Genomic DNA, 23,337 nt, shown 5'->3' on the forward strand with positions numbered 1-23,337 from the left:
CCGGAAATACGGACGGCTGCCGAGCGGAATGGCAAACGTTTAAACGTCGCAACTCGCAAGAAGAGATGAGGGCTGGTAGCTCAGTTAGGCAGAGCGTCTGGCTTTTAACCAGACGGCCAGGGGTTCAAATCCCTTCCAGCCCGCTTCTGTGAGGAACGAAGGTGACGAGCGAAGCGGTTTGAATCAGACCGAGGTTCTGCGCGGAGCGCAGGTTCTCGGACGTGATTCAAATCCCGTCCAGCCCGTTTTCACGACGAATGTAGATGAGGAGTGAAACGGCTCGAAGGATTCGAAGAAGACGAGAGGCATGCCCGCGAAGTGAGTGGAACGAACAAGCAGGAACCTCTCGGCGTCGTTCAAATCCCTTCCAGCCCGTACTTCTCGCGGCGACTACATCGAGAGCGTCGCAAGAAGAAGAGAACCGCCGAAACGAACGCTCGCCGAAGTCGTTCAGTAGATATTATAAGTCATCCGAACACAGGACCGGGTATGAACCGGTACATATCGGACCCACTCGAACCGCTCGGAACCGCGTTCGGGGTCCTGCTCGTTCTCATCGGAATCGGAACGCTCGTCGGCATGCCGTGGGCGCACAAATCCGGAAGTGCCCTGCTCATGCTGGGCCAAATACTCGGTGCCGTCGCCGCTATCGGTATCGGCGCGGCTCTCGCGTGGATCGCTCGGACGTAAAAAGGCGGTTGTAACTGTTATCCCTTGAACGGGAGGTAGGCGAGCATTCCGATGAGCGCCGCCGCGATGAAGCTGAGGATGGACACACCCCACAGTCCCGCAATGCGCTCGTGGAAGTGCGACACCGCTTCCTCCTGTTCGTTATAGGCCTTCACGTCCGACGACAGCAGAACCTTATTGCCTTGGCCGTGTGCGACGAACGTCTCGTTGTTCGGTCCGAGTTCGACCGTCGAACCACTCTCGACCGAGGAAACGGTCGTTTTCGGCGCTTTCCACTGCAGCATCACAGCCTCGGCCGTGATGTTGTCGACCGTGGTGGAGTTGTTCGAGTACTGGTACGAATCGCCCGTACGCAGCGTCTTCGTCGTCGGTTCGCCGAACTGCTGGCGCTTGTACTCGTCAACCGGGACGAGCGACTTGTTACCGCTGCTGCCGTTGACGACGACGTAGGTTTCGTTCCCCTGTTTAACCGTCTGCGTACCTTCCGAGAGGTTCTGGACCTCCCGAAGCGTCGCTTTCTTCGGCTCCGATTTGTTCGGGATGAGAACTTGGAACGTGGTGTTGTCCTGTTCGACTGTCGAGTTGTTCGCCAGTTCAGCCGAATACGTGGCGGCTTGCTGGGTCCACGCGACCTCCGCGGAGCCCCCACTCAACGAGGAGACATTGTACTGTCGCCCGTCGACAGTGAACTTCTGTCCCTGCTGTGAGAGCGTCTGATCCGGGTTCTTCACCGAAACCGTCGGCTCCTTGGCCATGCCGACCAGTGAGTATGCCCCGGCAGAAATGACGAGGAAGATCGCAATGTATACGCCCGCTGCTCGTCGTTGCATACTCTAGCCCCTGTCCGCGTTCGGTATAATGGTTACTTTTTGGCGATACGGTACGACGCTTCTTTTCATTAGCGTCGAAAACGAACGTGAGGCATGAAGTTCGGCGTCATCAGCACGGCAAAAATCGGCGTGAATGCCGTGATACCGGCCATCAAGGAGGCGGGACACGAAGTCACTGCGCTCGCGTCGCGGAGCGAATCTCGTGCTGCGACCGTCGCAGAGCAACTCGACATACCACGCACCTACGGAACGTACGAGGGGTTACTCGAAGACGACGAGATAGAAGCCGTGTACAACCCCCTCCCGAACGCACTCCACGCCGAATGGACGAAGCGGGCCGCAGACCACGGGCACCACATTCTCTGTGAGAAACCCTTGGCAGTGAACGCCGCCGAAGCGCGCGAGACGAGTACGTACTGTGACGAGCGTGGCGTCACGCTGATGGAAGCGTTCATGTATCGCTACCATCCCCGAACCCGACGCGCGGTCGAAATCGCACGGAAATTGGATATCCGCTCGCTCAAAGCCAGTCTTCGATTTTCACTGGACGACCCGGAAGACGTTCGACTCGACCCGAACCTCGCGGGTGGGAGCCTGATGGACGTCGGTTGTTACACGGTCAACGCCGCACGACTGTTCCTCGGAGAACCCCGGCGCGTGTACGCGACAGCGACCGACACCATGGACTGCGGCGTCGAAACCGAACTGACAGCCATCCTCGAATACGAAGACGGTGTAACGGCGGTGATTTCCTCGGGGTTCACGACTGCTGGTACGGAACGATATCGCATCGAAGCCACCAACGGATGGATCGAAGCGCCGGACGCGTTCGTTCCATCGAAAGACGACGAAACCGAACTGACGTACCGAATCGACGACCGACACGTCGTCGAGGAGTTCGACTCAACAAATCAGTACCCACTCGAAGTCGAGGAGTTCGTCGACTGTATCGAAACAGGGCGGTCCCCGGAGACCGATGCGACAGACGCAATCCGAACGATGAAAATCATCGATGCTCTCTACGAGAGCGTCCACGAACAACAACCCGTTCCGCTCTAAGTGAGCCCAAACGGACACCAAAACGGTGCGTATTCAGTCATTTTCACCACGGAGAAGGGGCAGAGGACCGATAAATTACAGCAGAAACGTATTACCGTGGGTAGTATCGGCGACTGCAGATACGTTCTATTCTACAGAGCAATCGATGGAACGAACAATTCGTAGAAAAGCCAAGGGCCGGATTTGAACCGGCGGTAGGCGGCTCTGCAGGCCGCTGCGTTCGGCCGGACTCTGCCACCTTGGCGCAGTCTCTTCTTTGAAGTCGGTCACTTTAAACGTAGCGGTCTCAAGCGGCCGGATAGAAATAGCAAAACACCCGCACAGAGCAGCGGCTCCGTACGGAGGTAATGAATGAGAGTATGAGTGGGAGGCGGCAAATCGGATTTCCCAGAGGCTCGCGCACTCCAGTACTGACCGAAACGCAGACAGGCTTAACTTCCGTGTTCGGGATGGGTACGGGTGTCGCCCTGTCGCTCTGGCCGCCTTAACGTCAACTCACGGAATCGAACCGTGACAGGGATACCAATCGTTGATGGTTCGAACGAACCGTAATGTACGTGCAATCCAGTATACGCCTGGACTCACACACGAGAGTGTGTGCGAAACCAGTATGCGGTATGATTGTGTGGCGTCGATCTGTTAGTACTCGCGGACTGAACGCCTCGTTGCCTCGGCGCGTACATCCCGAGCCTATCGAACTCGTCTTCTACGAGTGATCTCGGTGGTATCTCTTTTCCAAGTGGGTTTCGAGCTTAGATGCGTTCAGCTCTTACCCCGTGGTGCGTAGCTGCCCGGCACGCGCTCTTTCGAACGACCGGTACACCAGTGGCACCCATTCGTAGTTCCTCTCGTACTATACGAACGTTCTCGTCAGATACCGTAACACCCCCAATAGATAGCAGCCGACCTGTCTCACGACGGTCTAAACCCAGCTCACGACCTCCTTTAATAGGCGAACAACCTCACCCTTGCCCGCTTCTGCACGGGCAGGATGGAGGGAACCGACATCGAGGTAGCAAGCCACCGGGTCGATATGTGCTCTTGCCGGTGACGACTCTGTTATCCCTAAGGTAGCTTTTCTGTCATCAATGGGCCGCAACAAGCAGCCTCATTGGTTCGCTAGACCACGCTTTCGCGTCAGCGTCCCTCGTTGTGTAGGACACTGTCAGACTTCCTTTTGCTCTTGCGCTCTTCCTCGGGTCTCCGACCCGAGTGAGGAAATCTTGGGGCGCGCTCGATATCTTTTCGAGCGCGTACCGCCCCAGTCAAACTGCCTGGCTACCGGTGTCCTCCGCCAGGAGTGAGGGTCGCAGTCACTACCGGGTAGTATTTCACTGATGCCTCGGTGATCCGCTAGCGCGGATACCTGTGTAGCGGCTCCTACCTATGTCTGCACAGTAGCGACCACGTCCCAGCGACAGCCTGCAGTAAAGCTCTATAGGGTCTTCGCTTCCCCTTGGGGGTCTCCAGACTCCGCACTGGAATGTACAGTTCACCGGGCCCAACGTTGGGACAGTGACGCTCTCATTGATCCATTCATGCAAGCCGCTACTGAAGCGGCAAGGTACTACGCTACCTTAAGAGGGTCATAGTTACCCCCGCCGTTAACGGGTCCTTCGTCCTATTGTACTAGGTGTTCAGATACCCGCACTGGGCAGGATTCAGTGACCGTACGAGTCCTTGCGGATTTGCGGTCACCTATGTTGTTACTAGACAGTTGGAGCGTCCGAGTCACTGCGGCCTGCTCTTATACAGAGCAGGCATCCCTTATCGCGAACTTACGGGACTAACTTGCCGAATTCCCTAACGTCGGTTGCTCCCGACAGACCTTGGCTTTCGCCGCCAGAGTACCTGTGTCGGATCTCGGTACGATTAACACGCTCGTCTTTTCACGGGCTCCGGGTACCACCAACTTTCGCTATCCCGCCGTTCATCCGCTTCCTGCCATTACGGCTTCCACGAATTTTGACGGTTCGACCGGGCGAAAGCCCGGCTTGATGTTTCCTGAAGCGTCGACTTTGAATGGTGTTAGCACTGGAATATTAACCAGTTTCCCTATTGTCTCATTCGAATTACGGTGAGACTTAGGATCGGCTAACCCTCAGCTGATCAGCATTGCTGAGGAACCCTTACTCATAAGGTCGTCGGGGGTCTAACCCGACTAACGCTGCTACTATGGCCAGGATTTTCGATACTGAACGGTCCACACGAACTCTCGCCCGTGCTTCCACCCATTCAGAATGCCAACCTACTAGATCGCTCGGTCAAGAGCGCTGCCAGGTCTCGGTGATGAACTTGAGCCCCGATCATTTTCGGCGCCGCAAACCTCGGCCGGTAAGCTGTTACGCTGTTCTTAGAGGGTAGCTGCTTCTAAGCTCACCTCCCGGCTGTTTAGGGCTTGCGACCACCTTCAATCGCACTTAGCTCATACTTTGGGACCTTAACCCGGCTCTGGGTTGTCTCCCTCACGGTACACAGGCTTACCCCGCGCACCGGATTCCTCACATCAACGGCGTCCGTAGGTTTGGAGTTTGACAGGGAGGCCGACTCCTCTCGGAGGCGGTTCTCCCAATCGGTCGCTCTACCCCACGAACTACCTTAGTGAAGGTCATGCTTCGACATGTTTCGGTTGGAACCAGCTGTTGCCGGATTCGATGGGCCTTTCACCCCTACACATAAGTCACGAGAGGGTATTGTAGGACACCAACTCTAACAGACCTCCACGTGGCTTTCGCCACGCTTCGTCTTGCTCATGCGTAGATCATCCGGTTTCGGGTCGTATCCAATTGACTCCCCGCCCTTGAAGACGGTGGCCCTCACGCAAAGCGCTGCGGCCGTATTGGTTTCCCTGTGCCTGCCTCGATACTCGAGTTAGGCTCGCCAATTAGATACACTCCCTGGCTCGTTTTTCAAAACGTACGACAGAACACCGGCTCCCACCGATTCCTACTGCGGGCTTGCGCCCGGGTCGTTTTTCGGTGGGCCTTGTATGCCCTGTCGCTCCATCGCCACCTGAGTTCAGGCCCTATTGCACCTCCCTTTTCGGGGTGCTTTTCAGCGTTCGTTCACACTACTTGTTCGCTATCGGTCTCGAGTCGTATTGAGTCTTCGCGGTCGTTGCCCGCGACATTCACAAGGGATTTCCGACCCCTGCTACTCGGGAGCTGACGCACGCCGTACTGATTCTCATTACGGGATTGTCACCCTGTTTCATGCTCCGTTCCAGGAGACTTCATGAGACGGTTCCGGCGATGAGTGTCAGTCCGTACACCACATTGCCCGTGAGGGCTTCGGTTTGGACTTTGTCGTGTTCACTCGCCGTTACTAGCGACATCGCGTTTGCTTTTTGTTCCTGCCGATACTGAGATGTTTCAGTTCTCGGCGTTCCCCATTGCGCGAGGCAATTGCGGGGGGATTCCCATTCGGAGATCTGTAGTTCTTGGCCTCCGTGCGGCTTCCTACAGCTTTTCGCAGCTTGGCACGTCCGTCGTCGGCGCTCGAGCCGAGCCATTCACCAGGTGGCACAGTAGCCACGTTGGAATAACTTGGTTTCACTGTTAACTCACGATGTGTGAGTCCAGTGGACGTCTGGATTGCACGTACATACGGTTGTCATTACACGACACGGTGGTCGCCGAGTGCGTGTATCGAACCCTTCCCAACCGCGTTTTCACGGGTTGGTGCATCGGTTTGTTGGGAGTAGTTCGTTTCGTCGCCCACTACTTAAGGGGCACGATTCGAACCGTCCCACATGACGGCCTTCCACGGGAGTCGAACCCGTAAACCGCTGTCGAACAGCGGCGCTCACCAGCGAGCGAAGGCTACTCTCCCAAGAGGGAGAGGTTGAGACTAGCCTTGGTAGTTCAAAGGTGCCTCGTCGGAAGACGAGTGCTGTCCCGGCGTGTGTGCCAGTTCGTCAACGAAGTTGACGAGTTAAGGTGGGTTGGGCACGTCGGCCCAATCCCGGTCTTTAGGAGGTGATCCAGCCGCAGATTCCCCTACGGCTACCTTGTTACGACTTAAGCCCCCTTGCGAAGCCCAGATTCGACCATCGCCTGATGGCCTCATCCGGACCTCACTCGGGTGCTTTGACGGGCGGTGTGTGCAAGGAGCAGGGACGTATTCACCGCGCTCTGCTGAAGCGCGATTACTACCGAATCCAGCTTCATGAGGACGAGTTTCAGTCCTCAATCCGAACTACGATCGAGTTTCGGAGATTAGCGCCCCCTTTCGGGGTTGCAACCCATTGTCTCGACCATTGTAGCCCGCGTGTAGCCCAGCACATTCGGGGCATGCTGACCTACCGTTGCCCGTTCCTTCCTCCGCTTTGGCAGCGGCAGTCCTCCTAATGTACCCAGCCACCACAAGGGTGCTGCTGGCAATTAGGAGTGCGGGTCTCGCTCGTTGCCTGACTTAACAGGACGCCTCACGGTACGAGCTGACGGCGGCCATGCACCTCCTCTCAAAAGCTCTAGTAAGCTCATCACACTGACTGTCACAGCTATTGTCGATGCTGGTGAGATGTCCGGCGTTGAGTCCAATTAAACCGCAGGCTCCTCCGGTTGTAGTGCTCCCCCGCCAATTCCTTTAAGTTTCATCCTTGCGGACGTACTTCCCAGGCGGCTCGCTTACGTCTTCACTGTGGCACAGCACAGGCTCGTAGCCTGTGCCACACCTAGCGAGCATCGTTTACAGCTAGGACTACCCGGGTATCTAATCCGGTTCGTGACCCTAGCTTTCGTCCCTCACCGTCGGGTCCGTCCTTCCAAGGTGCTTTCGCGATCGGTGGTCCGTCTAGGATTACAGGATTTCACTCCTACCCCAGACGTACCCCTTGGATCTTCCGGCCCCAAGCCAGCGGGTTTCCGCCGGACGCCTGCTCGTTGAGCGAGCAGATTTCCCGACGGACCTGTCTGGCCGGCTACGGACGCTTTAGGCCCAATAAAATTGGTCATCACTTGAGCTGCCGGTATTACCGCGGCGGCTGGCACCGGTCTTGCCCAGCTCTTATTCGTGTACCACCTTACGATACACAAAAGCGAGGACGTTATGCCCTCGCACTTGGAGTTCCCTTATCGCACTGTCGTGCAGTGTAAAGTTTTCGCGCCTGCTGCGCCCCGTAGGGCCTGGATTCTTGTCTCAGAATCCATCTCCGGGCTCTTGCTCTCACAACCCGTACCGATTATCGGCACGGTGGGCCGTTACCCCACCGTCTACCTAATCGGCCGCAATCACATCCTATGGCACCGGAGCGTTTCCAGCTCCACGCATTCCAGCGATGGAGCCTTATTCCGAATTAGCCTCAGTTTCCCGAGGTTATTCGAATCCATAGGGTAGTTTGATCACGTGTTACTGAGCTTTCCGCCACGAGTCTAAACTCGTGCAACTAGCATGGCTAAATCGAACTCCAATAGCAATGACCTCTGGCAGGATCAACCAGAATGTCGCTGAACACAAGGTTCAGCGTATAGGCGGAGACACTCTCAAAGAGAGTGTATCACATATCACACGTTCGGGACACCACATCGAATGACCGACAAGGTGTCACCGAACTACCAAGGCTAACATCAGATTCCATCGTATACGGCTGACCGCAGGGGTGGAATCCTCATTTCCTTCGGACTTGAGTAGAGGCGAGGAAGGGTATTAAACCCTTCGAACCTCGTTTGCCCGAGATTGTGAGACGAGTTGAACGCCTCACAGATCGCGTCTGTGTGTCTTTCTTCGCGTTTGTATCCTGACGACCCTATCATATAAGGGCGTCGGATTTCGCCCGCCCTCGGCCGATTGTGGGCCAGGGGCGCTTCGTATTCAATCCGAGTGCCCTGTAGTACTTAAGGGCACCGGATTGGGTGTGTTCCGTTCGTCCCAAACCGCGGGACACCGTGTACATCACATCCGAGTGCCCCCATACACTTAAGGGCATTGGATTGGGTTTTCGTTCGCCCGAGCCCGGAATCGCATATGTAAATGCGCCGGATTCGGGCGGCCACCTCGCGGGGCAAACCACGAGGCGTCGTTCGCATTCACACAAAATCGGGAGATACACTTAAGGCCGTCGAATGAAAGGCTCATCGGCATATATTGACTAGCATTACTAGAGAGTCGAGGGGACGGAACAGGGAAAGTACACGAGGGAATTCCTCGTGAAACTCGTGCCACTGGCAGGGCGAACGAATCGGACGAGTTTGAGAGCAGTAGACAGTAGTTACCGAGACACCACACGAGTCCGCGTGAGGTCTGACCGATTCACGGGAAACGTCCCTCACAACGGTAGCTTACGAACAGGTCGGTGTTGTCGACAGTGAGTAAATCTATTGCGCGAGCGGAGGCCAAACCGTCATCCCACGCGTCGTGCGTGTAGTCCGGTCGGATGTGCCTCGCGCACCTTGCCGTTTCGCCGAGACACGCAAAAAACTTTCTGCAGTGCGCGCATGCGAAGTACAATATATTACGTACGAATCGGATAAAACGCTCGTGGTTGAATACGTACGACTCACTCGTCCAGGTGCTCGATGCCCTGTTTGGAGACGTTTGCCTCGGTTATTTCGTTGGGCATCCAGTCGGGTTTGTCGTCGGGGGCCTCCTCGTGCCACGCCCAACCCTCATAGATGTGTACCTTGTCGGTACCCTTCTCCCGAAGTCGAAGTTCGATTCTGTCCGCAGCATCTTCGGAACTACCCGGGTCGAGTCGACGCGCTGCTTTGAGCGCGGCCTGTCGTGGGGTGTTGCCCGAAAAGACACTCGATTCATCTCCGTCCGATTGGCGCAGTGCAAAGTTTCGCTTACCATCGTCTCGTACCATGGTTTTCTCCTCCATGCCAACCCAGCACAGGGGCCATTATAAATATATCGCCGATATGAGCGGTTTTCGCCGATAGACATAAATACGAGAGTTACGCCGTGTCGTGGTTTTGCTGTCGAAAACAGGCCGAGCAAGGTAAGTGGCCTCGGCTCATAGGGCATTTCTAAGGAAAGCGGAGCGGAACAGTACGGTAGAAAACACTTAAGTACATCCTACGGTGAAGGACTGCATAAGATACCGCGATGGTACGGAAAAAGAAGCTCAGCCCGAGTGGCGCGAAAGACGAAGACGGGGAGTACCACAACGTCCACGTCAACCTACACGAAGACGAACTCGCCGTCGCCGGCATGGAAATCGGTGACGAAGTCTTCGTACGAGTTCGGGAAGACAAAATTATCATCCAGAAGGCGGACAAAGACGAGGTCGAGCACGAATTTTAGTCGCTGCGGCCAAACCGCAGACGATTCTCAGAACGATGAAGGGATACGACGTCGTTAGACCGCTTTTATTTCAATTGCCGACGGAACGTGCTCACGGGACGGGACACACGCTGTTGAAAACGGTACAGGGAACGCCTGTCGAGCGATTGCTGGAACTGTATTATCGGGTCGATGATCCGCGACTGGCGGTCGAAGCGTTCGACCAATCGTTCCCGAATCCGGTCGGCGTCGCCGCTGGGTTCGATAAGAATGCAGAGATTCCACACGTACTGGCGAGCCTCGGCTTCGGGCACGTCGAAATCGGGGGAGTAACTGCCGAAGCACAACCGGGAAACCCGAAACCGAGGATGTTCCGCCTTCGTGAGGACGAAGGAATCATCAACCGGATGGGATTCAACAACCACGGGGCGGACAGAATCGGGGCACGCATGGCAACGCAGTCGCTCCCCGACGTCCCCGTCGGCGCGAACATCGGGAAGTCGAAATCGACACCGTTGGAGACGGCGGAAGAAGATTACTTGTACAGTTACGAGCGCGTCTCGTCGCACGCGGACTATTTCGTCGTAAACGTCTCCAGTCCGAACACGCCGGGACTCCGCGAACTCCAAAACCGCGAGAACCTCGAACGGATTTTGACGACGTTGCAGGACGCGGGTGCGAGTCCGCTGCTCGTGAAACTCTCGCCGGATCTGCCAGAACCGGCGGTCACGGACGCACTGGACCTCGTGACCGAACTCGGATTGGACGGCGTCATCGCCACGAATACGTCCACCGAGCGTCCGGACTCGCTTCGGAGCGAGAACCGTCGCGAGGAGGGTGGTCTGTCGGGGATGCCCATCCAAGGGCGCGCGACCGAGATGATCCGCTTCGCCGCCGAACGGGTGGACGTACCGATAGTTGGTGTCGGGGGAATCTTCACCGCCGAAGACGCCTACCGAAAGATTCGCGCGGGAGCGCACGTCGTCCAGTTGTACACCGGGTTTATCTACCGTGGGCCGTCCATCGCTCGCGACATCAACGAAGGGCTCCTCGAACTCCTCGACCGGGACGGCTACGACAGTATCGAGGAAGCCATCGGAGCGGACCTCCAGTAGTCATCGAACCGGAGGAGTAAGCGGTCGTTTGAAAGTCGAAGGGGGAGCGGTGGAATCGACGTTCGAAAACAACGTCCGGCTTCCTGGACGGAACGGAACACGTACTGAAGGGACGCCCCGTTGTTGTCGGGCTATGGCTTCGGTCCCCGGCACGTGGTTTTCGACGTGGGCAGAGATTCATTCGTTCGAGCTCGGACTACTGTTGAGCACGCTGGTCGTCCTCCTTCGGCGCGAGTACCGACCCGTGTCACACGCCCTGCTCTGTGTCACGCTCGCCATATGGGTCGTTCCGCCGAGCCACGCGCTCCGTACGACCGTCGCACGGAAGCCGTGGTACTACCTCTTGGCGGTCGTTATGACGGAGACGATGGCGCACAGCCGATACGTTCGGACCCCATCGACGGGCGACGAGCAATCGGGATACGTACACGACGCGGACTGAGGCTGAACCGCGACGGACGGTTACTCGACGACGTATCGCATTCTCACGAACGGATACTCGCCGCCGTTGGTCGCTTGAAGGAACGTCTCGACGCGCTCGAAACCGACCGCCTCGTAGACCGAAATCGCCCGCTCGTTGAACGCCGCAACAGACAACGAGAACGCCGCCGGGTCGTACTCCTCGCGGGCGAACGCCAACCCCGCTTCGACGAACGGCTGCCCGTGTCCGTCCCCGGTCAGGTCGGGACGCATGCCGAGTCCGATTTCGAGCGTGTCGGCGTCCATCTCGAAGGAGAAGAATCCCACTCGCTCACCATCCCCGTCGAAAACCGCGTAGTAGCCGTCCCAGTTGGTGGGGTTCGTGAACAGCGCGAGGTCTTCGGGGTCGCTGTCCATGTCGTAGAAATCATATGGCGGGTCGTACCGCCACGAGACGATAGCGTCCACGTCGCCAACGGAGATGGGGGAGAATTCATACATCATAGAGAAACCGTCGAAGAGAACCAATTTAGGTGTTGTTCGACTGTGGGACGTTCCCGCTCACTCGCTTCGCTCGTCCGCGGTTACTCCAGCGCGTCCAAGTGGAATTCGAATCCCGTCACGGGGACTTCCAAGTCGTGCGTCACCACCTTTTACTGCACTCCCTCGCTGTCCTCGTTCGTTTCACTCACGAGAACACCGCTCGGTCGCTGGTAAAATCTGGACCAAAAGCACTTCGTGCTCCCATCGGAAGACCTTCGGTCTTCCCTGGTCGCACTCGCGCCCGCTCACTCGCTTCGCTCGTCCGCGGTTACTCTAACGCGTCCAACCGGAATTCGAATCCCGTCACGGGGACTTCCAAGTCGTGTTCCACGAGCACTTCCGGGTGAATTTCACCGACGACGCCGACGGTCTCGCCGTCGATGACCACGGACGCCGCACGCCCGGTGATGAACGTCGGGTGCTCCGTCGGCGGCGTTTCGAGGCCGACGTCGAAGTTCCGCGCGACGGCTTGCAGACGGGCCTTCGCGTCCTCGTAGGAGGCGTCGTGACGGGCGAGGACGCCAGCGACCGTTCGGTGTTCCGCGACACCGGTGTTCTCGCTCTCGTCCACTCGCGCGGCCAGACCGATTTCCGTGAGGTCCTGCGGATAGGTGCGGTGGGTGTTGTTCTCCAGCACCATCATGAGCGAGGGGAGCGCCCACGTTCGGAGCATGGTGTAATCCTCGCTGTACGGGTTCTTGATGGCCGCCGGGGTGCCGCCGCCAACCACGTCGGTTCCGGGTTCGACGCGCATCCGCTCGTAGTTCTCCGCCTCGCTGATCATGTGGAAGTTGAGCAGGTCCTCGAAGCCGAGGCCGACGAGCACTTCGCGGGCGGCGTCTTCGAGTTGCGAGCGCTCGTGTCGCCCGCCGACCGTACCCACGTCGGGATAGCGCGGCGAGAGGTCGTTGAAGCCGTAGGCGCGACCGATGTCGTCCACGATGTCCACGGGATGAAGCACGTCCACGCGGTAGGGCGGAATCTCGACCTCGTATGTGACGGTTCCGTCTTCGTTCTCTTCCGCTTCGCCGGACAGGCCTGAGCGCGCCAGTAGTTCCACCACTTCGTCCGGGGTGAACTCGATGCCGAGCAGCGTCTCGATTCGGTCGTGCGTGACGGTCTTCGTCGTCACCTCGAAGTCCGGTCGCACCAGCGTCCGGTCGTCGTACTCGACTGCGACTTCCTCGATGGTTCCGCCGCGGGCGTCGAGCGCGTAGCAGATGATGGCACACATCTTGTCGATGGTCCACTGGTCCGTGCCGGTGAGTTCGATGAACAGGTCGCGCGACTCCGTTTCGACCTCGGTCCGGCGGCCGTTGATGACCGGCGGGAACGAGAACAGACCGATATCGTCGTAGATGGCCGGATACCGGTCGTACTCGGACACGAGATCGGCGTACTTCTCGCCGGTCGGGTGTGCGCGAAGGACTTCCTCGGGCGTCATCTCGGCATCCGAATCGAGCGGGACGAACCGGTCGCCGTCGGGGTCGACGCCGACGTACCGGATGGAGTTACTCCCGTCTTCGGAGGCTGGCTGGCTCGCGGTTTCGCCGGAAGCGCGTCGCGCTTCCGAGCCTCCGGTCGCTTCGCTCCCGGAGACGCCACTCGCCCGTTCCGATGCGCTCCGCGCATCGCGTCCTTTCAGCATCGTCAAATCGTGAATCCCGATGGCACCTTTCGCGCGCTTGCGGCCCATCGTCGCGTGGAGCTTCTCCTGCAGTTGGATAAGCGAATCGAGCGCCTCCTCGTTCAGGTTCAGGCCGCGGACGATGGCACCCGTGACGTAGGGGCGCTCGTCGGGGACGCTCTCGTCCACTTCGATGGTCCAGTCGGGGTCGTTCGTCTTCGGCACGTAGACGCCGGTGTCGTCGCCGTACTGGTAGCGAAGCGACCGAGCCACGCCCTCGATGGAGAGGCGGTCCAGACGGTCCGGAGCGAACTCCAACTGCATGTCGCCGTCCTCGGTTTCGCCTTCGAACTCCAGCCCGAGGCCGAACATGTCCTCTTCCAGTTCGTCGTCGCTCTTCTCGTCGTGGCCGGTCAGTCGGCGCAGTTCGTCGGGGTTGACATCGACAGTTGGCATCAGTGAATCACCTCCACGTCGCGGAGCAGTTCGAGGTCACACAGCGTTCCGTGCACGTCGCGGATGTCCTCGAAGCCGTACATCAACATTAACAGGCGTTCGAGAGCGAGGCCCCACGCCATCACGTCGCACTCGACGCCGAGGGGTTCGAGAACCTCGGGACGGAACATCCCGCTGTTGCCGATTTCGATGAGTTCGCCCGTCTCCGGGTGGTTGCCGAACAGCTCGAAGCTCGGCTCCGTGTACGGGTTGTAGTGCGGCTTGAACTGGATGTCCGTGATGCCGAACTGGGCGTAGAACTCCTCGAACGTGCCCATCAGGTCGCGGACCGAGAGGTCCTCGGCCATCACCCAGCCCTCGATTTGGAAGAACTCCAGCAGGTGGGTCGGGTCGAGGGTGTCGTTGCGGTACACCTTCTCGACGCTGAAGAAGCGCTGTGGCGGTTCCAGGTCGCCCTGCGCGTAGCCCGAGAGGTAGCGCATCGAGAGCGACGTGGTGTGGCCGCGGAGCGCGATGGCCCGCGCGAAGTCCTCGTCCCACGGAGAGTGATAGCCCTCGCCGTGGTCGCCCACGCCGTCGAGGTGCGCGCTGTGAACGCGGTCCACCAAGTCCTCCGGCAGGTCCCCGATTTCCGTCGGGTTCGACAGCGCGAATCGGTCCCAGTGGGTCCGCGCCGGGTGGTCTTGGGGCATGAACAGGCAGTCGTTTATCCAGAAGTCCGCGTCCGCGTGCGGGCCGTCCATCTCCTCGAAGCCCATTCCGACGAGCACGTCCTTCACGCGGTTCGCCGTCTGGCGGAGGATGTGAACCTTCCCGCCGTCCATCCGCTCCGCGTCGGCCGCGACGTTGTATTCCGCGAACTCGACGTCGCGCCACTCGCCGCTGGTGAGCATCTCCGGCGTCAACTGACCGACCGTCTCGGCCGCCTCGATGCCCTCCATCATCGCCGTCACGCCGTCGTCGGTCAGCGTCGCCGAGCGAACCGTCGATTCGGAGCGCTCGACGAGGCCGCGACTCTCCAGTTGGTCGAGAACGTCGGCGTCGTCCACCGATTCACCGGCCGCGAGCGCGGCGAGCGCACTCGCTTCCGCATCATCGTCGGAGTCGGCGTCCGGGTCGGCCGTGATTTCGCCGCTGTCGATGGTCCCGTAGCCCTTTCGGGCGTAGTTCGAGAGGGCGATGTTGACCTGCGGTCCGCCGAGACCGGACGCGCCGATGGCTTGCCCCATCTGAATCGGCGCGTCGCCCGCACCGGCTTCGATGGCCGCCTCGTACAGTTCGATTTCGGGAAGGCCGCCCTCGACGTACTCCCCCCCTTCCTCGGTCAGCGAGACGGACTCCTCTGTTCGTTCGGTCACCGACAGCAGGTCCTCGTCTTCGAGTTCGAAGACCGCACCCGTCACCGTCTCCGGTTTCAGGCCGGTCGCTTCGGCGAGGTCCGCTATCGTTCGTTCGTCGGTTGCGCTCGCGGCTTCCAACACCGCGACCTGAGATTCTGGTAGTTTCATGTACACTCGGTAGTCGTTGGTCGTATCTCCCGTTGCGTCGGTTTAGCCCTTCTGAAGCCAGTCGGGCCGCCGCGGCCGGTTTCGTCCTCTCACCGCGAGAGGAGTCCACCGGTCGCTCAGGCCGCGACGAAAAAGTCGAATCCCGTCGGTGGTCGGTGGTCAACGGCGACACAGCCACGATGGGATTCGGATGGCATGGGTAAAGGGTCGCACAGAATCGACAAAAACGTTGCGAACGGACGGATACCCGACTCGGAGAAGCCGATGCGCAACACGGGGCGCGACACGTGACTCGGAGATGGTGTGGACGATTCGGAGGAGTTTATTCCGTGCCCCGCCATGGGAACTCCATGATGGACTGGGAGCGGTTCTACGACAGGGCGAACTACGACCGTTGTGCCTACATCGGCGGCGAGCGGATGGCCGACCTCGTGGAGCGGTTTTTCGAGAGCGAGGGGACGCCGGACGAGTTCGCATCCGTCGGCTGTGGCCCCGCGGTCGTCCCGTTCCTCATCGCGGAGCGCCACCCCGACATCGAGGTGTTCGGTCTCGACATCTCCGAGACGGTGGTTCGGGACAACGCGGAGAAAGCGACCGAGGAGAAACTCGACAACCTCCACTTCGCCGTCGATTCGCTTCCCGACCTCGACACCGACCGACGGTTCGACGTGGTGTACAGCGTCGCCACGCTCTACTTCGTCGAGGAACCGCGACGGGCTATCGAGAGCCTCTACTCGCACGTCAGCGAGGGCGGCCATCTCATCCTGAACTACCCGAACGAGGAGAGCAGGAAGACGTTCGACAGGGAGTTCGAGGGCAGAAAGCGCGAATCGTTCGAACTCGTGTTGAGCGGCGCGAACGTCATCAGCGAGGAGGTGGTTCGGGAAGTGACGGGTGCGGACACTCGGAACTATTGGAAACTGGTCGATGCCGAAGCGGAGGGGTTCGTGGACGCCGCCACGCCCTGCGTCGTCGTCGAGAAGTGACCGGGTCGAGGATTTACTGACGCGTTCCGGTTTCACCCATCGATAGGAGGAGATCGGGAGGACGAACCGCGCTGATAGGCCATCAGAAGGAGTCCGATTCCGACCAGTGTGAGGAGGATGCCGGGAATCAGAAAAATGATGTTCGGACCGCACTGGCTTTGGACGCCGGTACCGACGGTACACATCTCGTTTCTGAATCCGTACCAAATCGAGAGGCCACCACCGACGACGCCGAATGCGCCGAGTCCTAACAGCAAACGGAGGCGATTCATCTAGTACTACCTTTAAAGCCGTCCGCAAAGCGTTTTTCGAAGTGCGAACCGGTTCGCGCTATCGGCGCGAGGACTCCAACTCGATGTCGAGACCGTCCAACAGTTCTTCCGCCTCCTCGCGCTTCTCTTGGTGGTCCTCCAAGAACTCGCGCATCAACTGGGCGGCCTGTTCCTTGCAGTCGCCACAGAGACGTTCGCCGCCGACGCACTCGTCGTACACGCGCTTCGTGAACTCGTCGTCGTCACCCGCGAGCAGGTAGGCGTACAGTTCGTACACCGGACATTCGTCGGCCTTCCCGCCCAACTCGCGCTGTTTTTCCGCGGTCTCGCGCCCGCCCGTCGTCGCGGACTTCACCTTGTCGTAGCCGTCCTCGGGGTCGTCCATCAGACTGATGTGGCTCGCCGGAACCGACGAGGACATCTTGCCGCCCGTCAGACCGGTCATGAACCGGTGGTAGATGGACGAGGGCATGATGAACCCGTAGCCGCCGTTATCCATCTCGACCTCGCGGGCCAACGCTTTCGCGTCCTCGCGCGAGTAGTCGAACACGTCGATGTGCTCGTCGAAGACCCGCTTTTCGCCCTCGATTGCGTCGATGAGGGCGTCGTAGGCTTCCTCGGTCGCGTTGCGGTCGAGGAACCGGACGCGGGGACGAAGCGGTTCCATCCCGGCGTTTTCGAGCTTCGAAATCGTCGTCTCGACGGCCGGAACGTCGGGGTCGCCGTTTTCGGCGAGCCACGCCGCCGCGTCCTCACAGCGGGGCATCTCGGGGTCGTCCGCGTACTCCTTGCGCGCTTCGTACGCCGCCGCGACGTGCGACAGTTCCTCCTCGTCCGCCTCGAAGCTCGCGTAGGCCTTCGTCACGCCGAAGTACCGCATCCGAACCGCCAAGTCGCGCGCCAGCCTGACGTGCGGGTCTTGGTCGGGTCCGACGGGGATGACGGTCGGTTTCGGCTCGGAAAGTTGCGGGTAGAGGATGTCGGCCATCTGCGTGACGACGCTCTGGACGTGCGAGACGTTGGTTTCGCCGTCGAAGCCGTAGATGGACTGAAACTCCGAGAAGTTCGCCTTCGATCCGAGTTCGAACGCCAAATCCTGCAGTTCGCGGTTCTCTGACTGGCGGTACAGAGTCCCCTCCTCTGGGTCGAATCCGAGCGCGATGAGCGACAGGAGATAGTCGCGCGCGTGTTCGTCGATTTCCTCCCACGACAGGCCGCGAGCGCTGTGAGCTTCGAGGTCGGCGATGAGACCGTAGGTGTCCCCGCCCCGCTGTTGGTGCCAGATGAGTTCGTCGAACACCAGTTTGTGCCCGATGTGCGGGTCGCCGGTCGGCATGAACCCGGATAGCGCGGCGAACGGTTCGTCGTTCCGCATGGCTTCGGCAACGCGGCGGTAACCACGGTCACCGAAGATGACGCTCCGGCGCATCAGGTAGTGCGGATTCGGAACGTCGGGGAGCACATCGTCGAACTCCTCGATGCCGAACTCCTCGAACAGTTTGCGGTAATCGGAGACCGTCGCCGACCCCCACGGGTCGAGGACAACATCGTCCTCTCCCGTCGCGGTGCCGCCGTCAGGGACGGGTTCCGTCCCCGTCTCGGATGAATCGTCTCGTGTCATGGTGTAAGTCGTGTCACCGACAGCCAAGTGTCTATTCGTTCGTTGTCGGTAACGAGTGCAAAAACCATCCGTTTTCGGACCCCGTGAGCCAATCGAACGTCCAGCGCGAGATCGCGGGGGGAAAACTCGTGGCCGTCCCGGAGCACTCGAATCAGGAACTCGGAGTGGCCGAGGTTCTCCACGGACTCCACGTCCGCGTAGGTTCGGAAGTCGGCACCGAACTTGAAGCCGGTCTTCGGAACCACGCCCCGCTCTCGGAGGGTTCGGTACACCAGCAACCGCCGGTCGAACCGCTCGCCTTCGACCTCCTCGCCGCGCTCGACGATTTTCTCGTAGCCACCGTCGACCGACAGGTTCCCCTCCGCGACGAGGTGGGCCGCCTCGACGAGCGACAACTGCAGGATGCCGGTCGCGTCGCGGCCGCCCATCTGCTGGCCGTAAAACGACTCCCCGTGGAGTTCGTCCGGGGGATTCCACAGCAACACGCGGTCGGCGATGAGCGACCCCGATAGGTCGGTTGGGACGTCGTGGTCCGTCGTCCCCCGAACCTCCACGCGGTCGGTCTCGAAATAGGTTATCTCGCTCTCCTCGTCCACGATTGCGAGGACGGTATCGCCCAACTCCGAGACGGGGACCGTCTCGCGTTCGCTTGCGACGCGAATCCGATACAACACCTCGTCGTCCCACGGGCCGCTTCCGCGGGGATAGACGACGAAATCCGAATCGGTCCGAGCGTCCGACACCCAGCCCTCCCGGTCGGGCGAGAGGTAGAAGCCGCGTTCCCGGAGGTCGGCGTAGACGAGAAATCGAGACGCGAACCCGTTGCCCGTCGATTCCTGTAGAAACGCTCGAAAGTCGTTGCCGTCCACCGAATCGAGGTCGCCACGGAGCAACAGGTGGGCGGCCTCGACGCGCGAGAAGGCCACCTCGTTGCCACCGAGCGGGCGACCGTAGCCACGCGAATCGTAGTACCGCTGGCGGGCGTCGCCGCCGACGTGTACCTCGTCGTCGCGTAGGGTTCCATCCATACCTCTTCTGTAGCGTGGGGCATCAAAGGCACTGCGACTTTTCCACGACCGAGGGCTCGCCACTCCCGGGAAGCACCGATGTCGGTCGTGATTTCGGTCGGTCACTTTCGACCGGGAACTCATCCCTCGGACCGCGTCTCTCCGAACGCCTCGCAGTTCGTGTTCAGACATCGGCGACCCGACCGGGTTCGAAAGACGGGAAGGCCACAGTCGCACGAATCCACGATTCGGCCGTTCGGAACGCTGAAACCGGTGTCGCAGTCGGGATAGCGGTCGCATCCGGCGATGATACCGCCGCGGCGTAAAATCCGCATGTCCGCTCCGCATTCGGGGCAGTCCCATTTCCTGTCGAACCGCTCCCGGACGGCCTCCAACACCGTCCCGCAGTCGCGGTCGATGCAGAGTTCGAATTCCGCACCTTGTTCGACGCGCATGGTCGGCAGGCCACAATCGCACGTGTCGTCGCCGACGCTGGCGTGGCGCGGAATCGGGTACTCCCGACGACAACCGAGACAGGAGACCGTCCCGTTCGCCCGCGTCAGTGTACCGTCGCAGTGCGGGCACGTCCCGACCGGAATCCCGGCCACGGACCCCGGGTAGCGGGAAATGCCGTGACAGGCGTGACAATCAACGCGGACGCGGCGGTCGTCAGTCGCCGCGACGAGGGTGAACGAATCGCCGTCGAGCGAGGCGTGAGCCGTCTCCGCGCGGGTGAGCCACTCGACCGGTTGGTAGCCGTCCACGTCGTGAACGAGCAGGGTATCGTCGGGTTTCAACAGGGCGACCATCTCGCCGCGCCGCCGTTCTTCTGTATCGCCGTCCGTGGTGATGGTGCAGTCCCCGGCGAACACGCGAATCGTGTCGGTCATGGCCCGGGTTGGTCTCGGGTTCGGATTTAAAGGTTCGGGCGAAGGGTTTTGAGGGAAACGGGAGAACAGAGGAAGATAGAAATGCAGGAACCCAACGCTGTGTTGTTCGACATGGACGGCGTTATCGTGAACTCCGAGGACTTCTGGGTGGAACTCGAAGAGGAGACCATCTTCCCGGAGGTCGGCGTGGAGGACATCGGAGACAACGAGATAACGGGCATGAACTTCCGCGAAATCTACGACTATCTGGATGCGGAGTACGGAACGGACGTGACGAAAGCGGAGTTCGTCGCCCTTTACAACGAAATCGCGGAGGACCTCTACGGCGAGCACGTCTCGCTGATGGACGGGTTCCACGACCTGCTCACCGACTTGCGCGCCGAGGGGACGGAGGTCGCACTCGTGTCGTCCTCGCCCCATCACTGGATAGAAATCGTCACCGACCGCTTCGACTTGGAGTTCGAGCAGGTCGTCAGCGCGGACGACATCGACGCCCCCGGCAAGCCGGAACCCGCCATCTACGAGTACGCGGCCGGGTTGCTCGACTACCGAGCGGACGAGTGTGCGGCGGTCGAGGACTCGGAACACGGCGTCGAATCGGCGGCTCGGGCGGGGACGTACTGCGTCGGCTACCCGAACGGCGCGAAGGAACTCGACCTCTCGATGGCGGACGTGGTGGTCTCCTCGCCCGCGGAGTTGCGGGATGAACTGCTCACTCGACCCGCACGGACCGAACGTCGGTAATCGGTAGAAGGGGGAGGTCGGGGAACGCGACGCGGACGGTGAACTCCATCTCGTCGTCGGTACCGCCGAAGACGCCGACGGGAACGGTCGTTTCCCCGTCGAGGTAGGTCGATTTCGTCGTCATCTCGACCGCGTTGACGGTCACGTCCATCGCGGCCTGCTCGCCGTCGCCGTGGTTTCGCACGGTGACCTCGCGCATGTCGTTCTCGCCGCGGCCGATTCGGGTCGGGAACGCCCCCCACTCGATTTCGACGTCGGGGAGCTTGCGGGCGCTCGCTTCGACCTGTTCCGCGACGCCTTCCGAGAGGCCCGCACCGACCAGTCCGTCGACGCCCGCCTCGCACACGTCGGCGGGGGTTTCGAGGCCCTCCGTCGCCAGTTTGCTGGCTCGCCCCGCACCGACGCCGTCGATTGCGGTGAGGCCGACCGAACGCTCGCCGACGCCGTTCTCCACGCGGGCCTCGATTCGTGTGACGAGGTTCGCGGCGAACGGCCTGTCGAGGCGCTTCAGGAACGCCCGGAGCGCCGCGAACAGCCTGACCGCGTTCTGCTGGATGACCCACGCGTCGCTCCGGAGGTCGCCCGGCGTCGAACCCGTCATGCTGGACCGGAGGATGGCGAGGACCTTCCGTCCGCCCGCTTCGAGGTCGCCCGAATCCTGCCCAACGAGGACGGAGTTGATGGCATCGCGCTCGGACTGGCGGGAACTCACGCTGTCGAACTCTGCCGCACCGGCGACCGTTTCGAGGATTTTCGACGCGTCGATTTCCTCGGCTTCCGCGAGACGGCGGAACCGTTCCGCCGTATCGAGGTCGAGGTAGAACTTCGAGGCGAGCACGGCGAGCGCCGTGCCCTCTATTTTGAGGTCGTCGCCTCGCTCGACGAAGCCGCGCGAGACGAGGCGCTGAAGGGTGTTCCTGACGCGCTCGCGGTGGTTTTCGAAATCATACTCGTCGGGCTTGCTCTGGGCGCGGACGTAGTAGAACGTCGTCCTGAGCCACGACATCACGTCGTCCAAGTCCGAGATGGTCCCCATGGCGATTTCGGCGTTGAGGTGTGAGTCCAAATCCTCGGCGAGTCGGGACTCTATCTCCTTGCCGTCGCGCAGGAGTTTCCGGTACTTGTCCGCGTCATTGAAATCACAGACGACCCACCCGTACCCCACGTCGTCGTAGCCGGGACGGCCCGCCCGTCCGAGCATCTGAAGCACGTCGAGCGGACTCATGTCCACCTCGCCTTCGAGCGGGTCGTGGAGTTTGGTGTCGCGCAAGACGACGCAGCGGGCGGGGAGGTTGACGCCCCACGCGAGCGTCGAGGTGGAAAAGAGGAGCTGAATCTTCCCCTGCTTGAACCACTCTTCGACCCTATCGCGGTCGTTCTTCGCCAGTCCGGCGTGGTGGAACGCAACCCCGTCGAGCACGGAGTTCCTGAGGGTCTCGTTCCGCAACTCTTGGGTTTCGGTGTGGAAATCGTAGTCGCCGCGAGCGCCGATGGGGATGTCGCGTTCGGCGATTTCGTCGCGCGCCTTCTTCGCGGCCTGTACGGTGTCCTGCCGGGAGGCGACGAAGACGAGCGCCTGCCCGTCCTCGCGGATGTGTGGTTCCGCGAGGTCGAGGGCGCGGTAGAGTCGTCGGTACTTGTCCGCGAAGGAGTTGTCCCCGTGGGTGTACGTCTTCACGTCCGCGTGCAAATCGACGGGGCGGTAGTCGTCCCCGAACTCGAAGGTGGTCTCCGGCGGCGCGTCGAGCCAATCGGCCACGTCGCTCACGTTCGGCATCGTCGCGGACAGCGCGACGACGCGGGGGTCACACAGGCGGCGAAGGCGCGAGATGGTGACTTCGAGGACGGCACCGCGCTTTTCCGAATCGAGCAAGTGCACCTCGTCGATGACACAGCAGTCGATGTCGGTGATGAACGAATAGCGGGCCGAATCGTGTTTTCTGGTCGCCGAGTCGGTCTTCTCGGGCGTCATCACGAGGATGTCGGCGCGCTCGGCGCGCCGGGGATTCAAATCGCGCTCACCCGTGACGACGTAGACGGAGTAGCCGAGGTCCTCGAACCGCTCCCAGTCGCTCTCCTTCTCGTTCGTCAGCGCCCGGAGCGGGGCGATGAACAGCGCGGTTCCGTCGTCGCGCAGCGCCTTGCAGATGGCGAGTTCCGCGAGCGCCGTCTTCCCGCTCGCCGTCGGCGCGCTGGCGACGACGTTCTCGTCGCTTTCGAGCAGCGCGGGAAGCATCTCGCGTTGCATCCGGTTGAACTCCTCGAAGGCGAACGCCTCCGCGAACTGTGGAACCGCCTCGGAGACCTGCATCGTTTCGTAGGGGGAGTGGGGAACAGAAAGGCGT

At 60.5% G+C, this 23,337-nt stretch carries 16 protein-coding genes, 2 tRNA genes, 3 rRNA genes and 2 pseudogenes; 8 read left to right on the forward strand and 15 right to left on the reverse strand.

All coding sequences use genetic code 11. From position 1 onward, the window contains the following. Positions 1-69: 69 nt before the first annotated feature. Positions 70-143 (forward strand) — tRNA-Lys (locus V5735_RS10305). 346 nt (positions 144-489) lie between these two features. After that, positions 490-690: a hypothetical protein gene (locus V5735_RS10310; protein WP_423743442.1), complete on the forward strand. Its 201-nt coding sequence runs from the start codon at positions 490-492 to the stop codon at positions 688-690. A gap of 17 nt (positions 691-707) precedes the next feature. On the opposite strand, the gene V5735_RS10315 is transcribed toward V5735_RS10310, so the two are convergent. Further along, positions 708-1,520, reverse strand: a complete 813-nt coding sequence (locus tag V5735_RS10315) for a hypothetical protein (protein ID WP_423743443.1) — start codon at positions 1,518-1,520, stop codon at positions 708-710. Positions 1,521-1,613: 93 nt separating this feature from the next. Between V5735_RS10315 and V5735_RS10320 the strand changes: the two genes are divergently transcribed. Continuing rightward, positions 1,614-2,579 carry a Gfo/Idh/MocA family protein gene (locus tag V5735_RS10320; protein ID WP_423743444.1) on the forward strand — a complete coding sequence of 322 codons (966 nt, stop codon included), beginning with the start codon at positions 1,614-1,616 and terminating at the stop codon, positions 2,577-2,579. 168 nt (positions 2,580-2,747) lie between these two features. On the opposite strand, the gene V5735_RS10325 is transcribed toward V5735_RS10320, so the two are convergent. From V5735_RS10325 to V5735_RS10345, 5 genes are all read right to left on the reverse strand, one after another. Then, positions 2,748-2,823: transfer RNA gene (locus V5735_RS10325), tRNA-Cys, on the reverse strand. Between the two features lie 121 nt (positions 2,824-2,944). Beyond that, a 5S ribosomal RNA gene (gene rrf / locus V5735_RS10330) occupies positions 2,945-3,066 on the reverse strand. Between the two features lie 133 nt (positions 3,067-3,199). After that, positions 3,200-6,118 (reverse strand): 23S ribosomal RNA (locus V5735_RS10335). A gap of 433 nt (positions 6,119-6,551) precedes the next feature. Continuing rightward, positions 6,552-8,022 (reverse strand): 16S ribosomal RNA (locus V5735_RS10340). The 16S, 23S and 5S rRNA genes sit together here with 1 tRNA gene alongside, the layout of an rRNA operon. A 1,053-nt stretch (positions 8,023-9,075) precedes the next feature. After that, on the reverse strand, positions 9,076-9,384 hold the full coding sequence (locus V5735_RS10345) for a non-histone chromosomal MC1 family protein (RefSeq protein ID WP_007982309.1): 309 nt from the start codon (positions 9,382-9,384) through the stop codon (positions 9,076-9,078). A gap of 242 nt (positions 9,385-9,626) precedes the next feature. On the opposite strand from V5735_RS10345, the gene V5735_RS10350 reads away from it, so the two are divergent. The 3 genes from V5735_RS10350 (at position 9,627) to V5735_RS10360 (ending at position 11,360) form a co-directional block, all read left to right on the forward strand. Then, positions 9,627-9,824, forward strand: a complete 198-nt coding sequence (locus V5735_RS10350) for a hypothetical protein (RefSeq protein ID WP_007982308.1) — start codon at positions 9,627-9,629, stop codon at positions 9,822-9,824. A gap of 35 nt (positions 9,825-9,859) precedes the next feature. Continuing rightward, positions 9,860-10,918: a quinone-dependent dihydroorotate dehydrogenase gene (locus V5735_RS10355; protein ID WP_423743445.1), complete on the forward strand. Its 1,059-nt coding sequence runs from the start codon at positions 9,860-9,862 to the stop codon at positions 10,916-10,918. A 133-nt stretch (positions 10,919-11,051) separates the two neighbouring features. Beyond that, complete coding sequence (locus V5735_RS10360) at positions 11,052-11,360, forward strand: hypothetical protein (RefSeq protein ID WP_423743446.1); 309 nt, start codon at positions 11,052-11,054, stop codon at positions 11,358-11,360. Positions 11,361-11,380: 20 nt separating this feature from the next. On the opposite strand, the gene V5735_RS10365 is transcribed toward V5735_RS10360, so the two are convergent. From V5735_RS10365 to V5735_RS10380, 4 genes and pseudogenes are all read right to left on the reverse strand, one after another. Continuing rightward, on the reverse strand, positions 11,381-11,842 hold the full coding sequence (locus V5735_RS10365; RefSeq protein ID WP_423743447.1) for a GNAT family N-acetyltransferase: 462 nt from the start codon (positions 11,840-11,842) through the stop codon (positions 11,381-11,383). 307 nt (positions 11,843-12,149) lie between these two features. After that, positions 12,150-13,391 (reverse strand): annotated as a pseudogene (pheT, locus tag V5735_RS10370) (phenylalanine--tRNA ligase subunit beta); the annotation flags it as partial. Positions 13,392-13,517: 126 nt separating this feature from the next. Further along, positions 13,518-13,964, reverse strand: a pseudogene (locus V5735_RS10375) (phenylalanine--tRNA ligase subunit beta); the annotation flags it as partial. Continuing rightward, a complete protein-coding gene (locus tag V5735_RS10380; RefSeq protein ID WP_423743448.1) occupies positions 13,964-15,472 on the reverse strand; it encodes a phenylalanine--tRNA ligase subunit alpha in 1,509 nt (502 codons plus the stop codon). The gene V5735_RS10380 and the pseudogene V5735_RS10375, both read right to left, overlap by 1 nt. 350 nt (positions 15,473-15,822) lie before the next feature. On the opposite strand from V5735_RS10380, the gene V5735_RS10385 reads away from it, so the two are divergent. Beyond that, the gene (locus tag V5735_RS10385) at positions 15,823-16,458 is read left to right on the forward strand and encodes a class I SAM-dependent methyltransferase (RefSeq protein WP_423743449.1); all 636 of its coding nucleotides are present in this window, start codon (positions 15,823-15,825) and stop codon (positions 16,456-16,458) included. A gap of 32 nt (positions 16,459-16,490) precedes the next feature. Here the strand turns inward: V5735_RS10385 and V5735_RS10390 are convergent, their stop codons facing one another. The 4 genes from V5735_RS10390 to V5735_RS10405 all read right to left on the reverse strand — a co-directional run bounded on the left by V5735_RS10390 (position 16,491) and on the right by V5735_RS10405 (position 20,248). Beyond that, a complete protein-coding gene (locus V5735_RS10390) occupies positions 16,491-16,730 on the reverse strand; it encodes a hypothetical protein (protein ID WP_423743450.1) in 240 nt (79 codons plus the stop codon). 58 nt (positions 16,731-16,788) lie between these two features. Next, positions 16,789-18,351: a tryptophan--tRNA ligase gene (locus V5735_RS10395; RefSeq protein ID WP_423743451.1), complete on the reverse strand. Its 1,563-nt coding sequence runs from the start codon at positions 18,349-18,351 to the stop codon at positions 16,789-16,791. Beyond that, complete coding sequence (gene endA, locus V5735_RS10400; RefSeq protein ID WP_423743452.1) at positions 18,348-19,379, reverse strand: tRNA-intron lyase; 1,032 nt, start codon at positions 19,377-19,379, stop codon at positions 18,348-18,350. The genes V5735_RS10395 and endA overlap by 4 nt, the downstream gene beginning before the upstream one ends. A gap of 119 nt (positions 19,380-19,498) precedes the next feature. Beyond that, positions 19,499-20,248: a topoisomerase DNA-binding C4 zinc finger domain-containing protein gene (locus V5735_RS10405; RefSeq protein WP_423743453.1), complete on the reverse strand. Its 750-nt coding sequence runs from the start codon at positions 20,246-20,248 to the stop codon at positions 19,499-19,501. A gap of 81 nt (positions 20,249-20,329) precedes the next feature. Between V5735_RS10405 and V5735_RS10410 the strand changes: the two genes are divergently transcribed. After that, positions 20,330-20,992 carry an HAD family hydrolase gene (locus tag V5735_RS10410; protein ID WP_423743454.1) on the forward strand — a complete coding sequence of 221 codons (663 nt, stop codon included), beginning with the start codon at positions 20,330-20,332 and terminating at the stop codon, positions 20,990-20,992. On the opposite strand, the gene V5735_RS10415 is transcribed toward V5735_RS10410, so the two are convergent. After that, positions 20,961-23,303, reverse strand: coding sequence for a DEAD/DEAH box helicase (locus V5735_RS10415; RefSeq protein WP_423743455.1), 2,343 nt, complete (start codon positions 23,301-23,303; stop codon positions 20,961-20,963). The two genes, V5735_RS10410 and V5735_RS10415, sit on opposite strands and share 32 nt — an antisense overlap. Positions 23,304-23,337: the final 34 nt, after the last annotated feature.

Source organism: Haladaptatus sp. SPP-AMP-3, from assembly GCF_049568665.1.
GTDB classification, from domain to species: domain Archaea; phylum Halobacteriota; class Halobacteria; order Halobacteriales; family Haladaptataceae; genus Haladaptatus; species Haladaptatus paucihalophilus.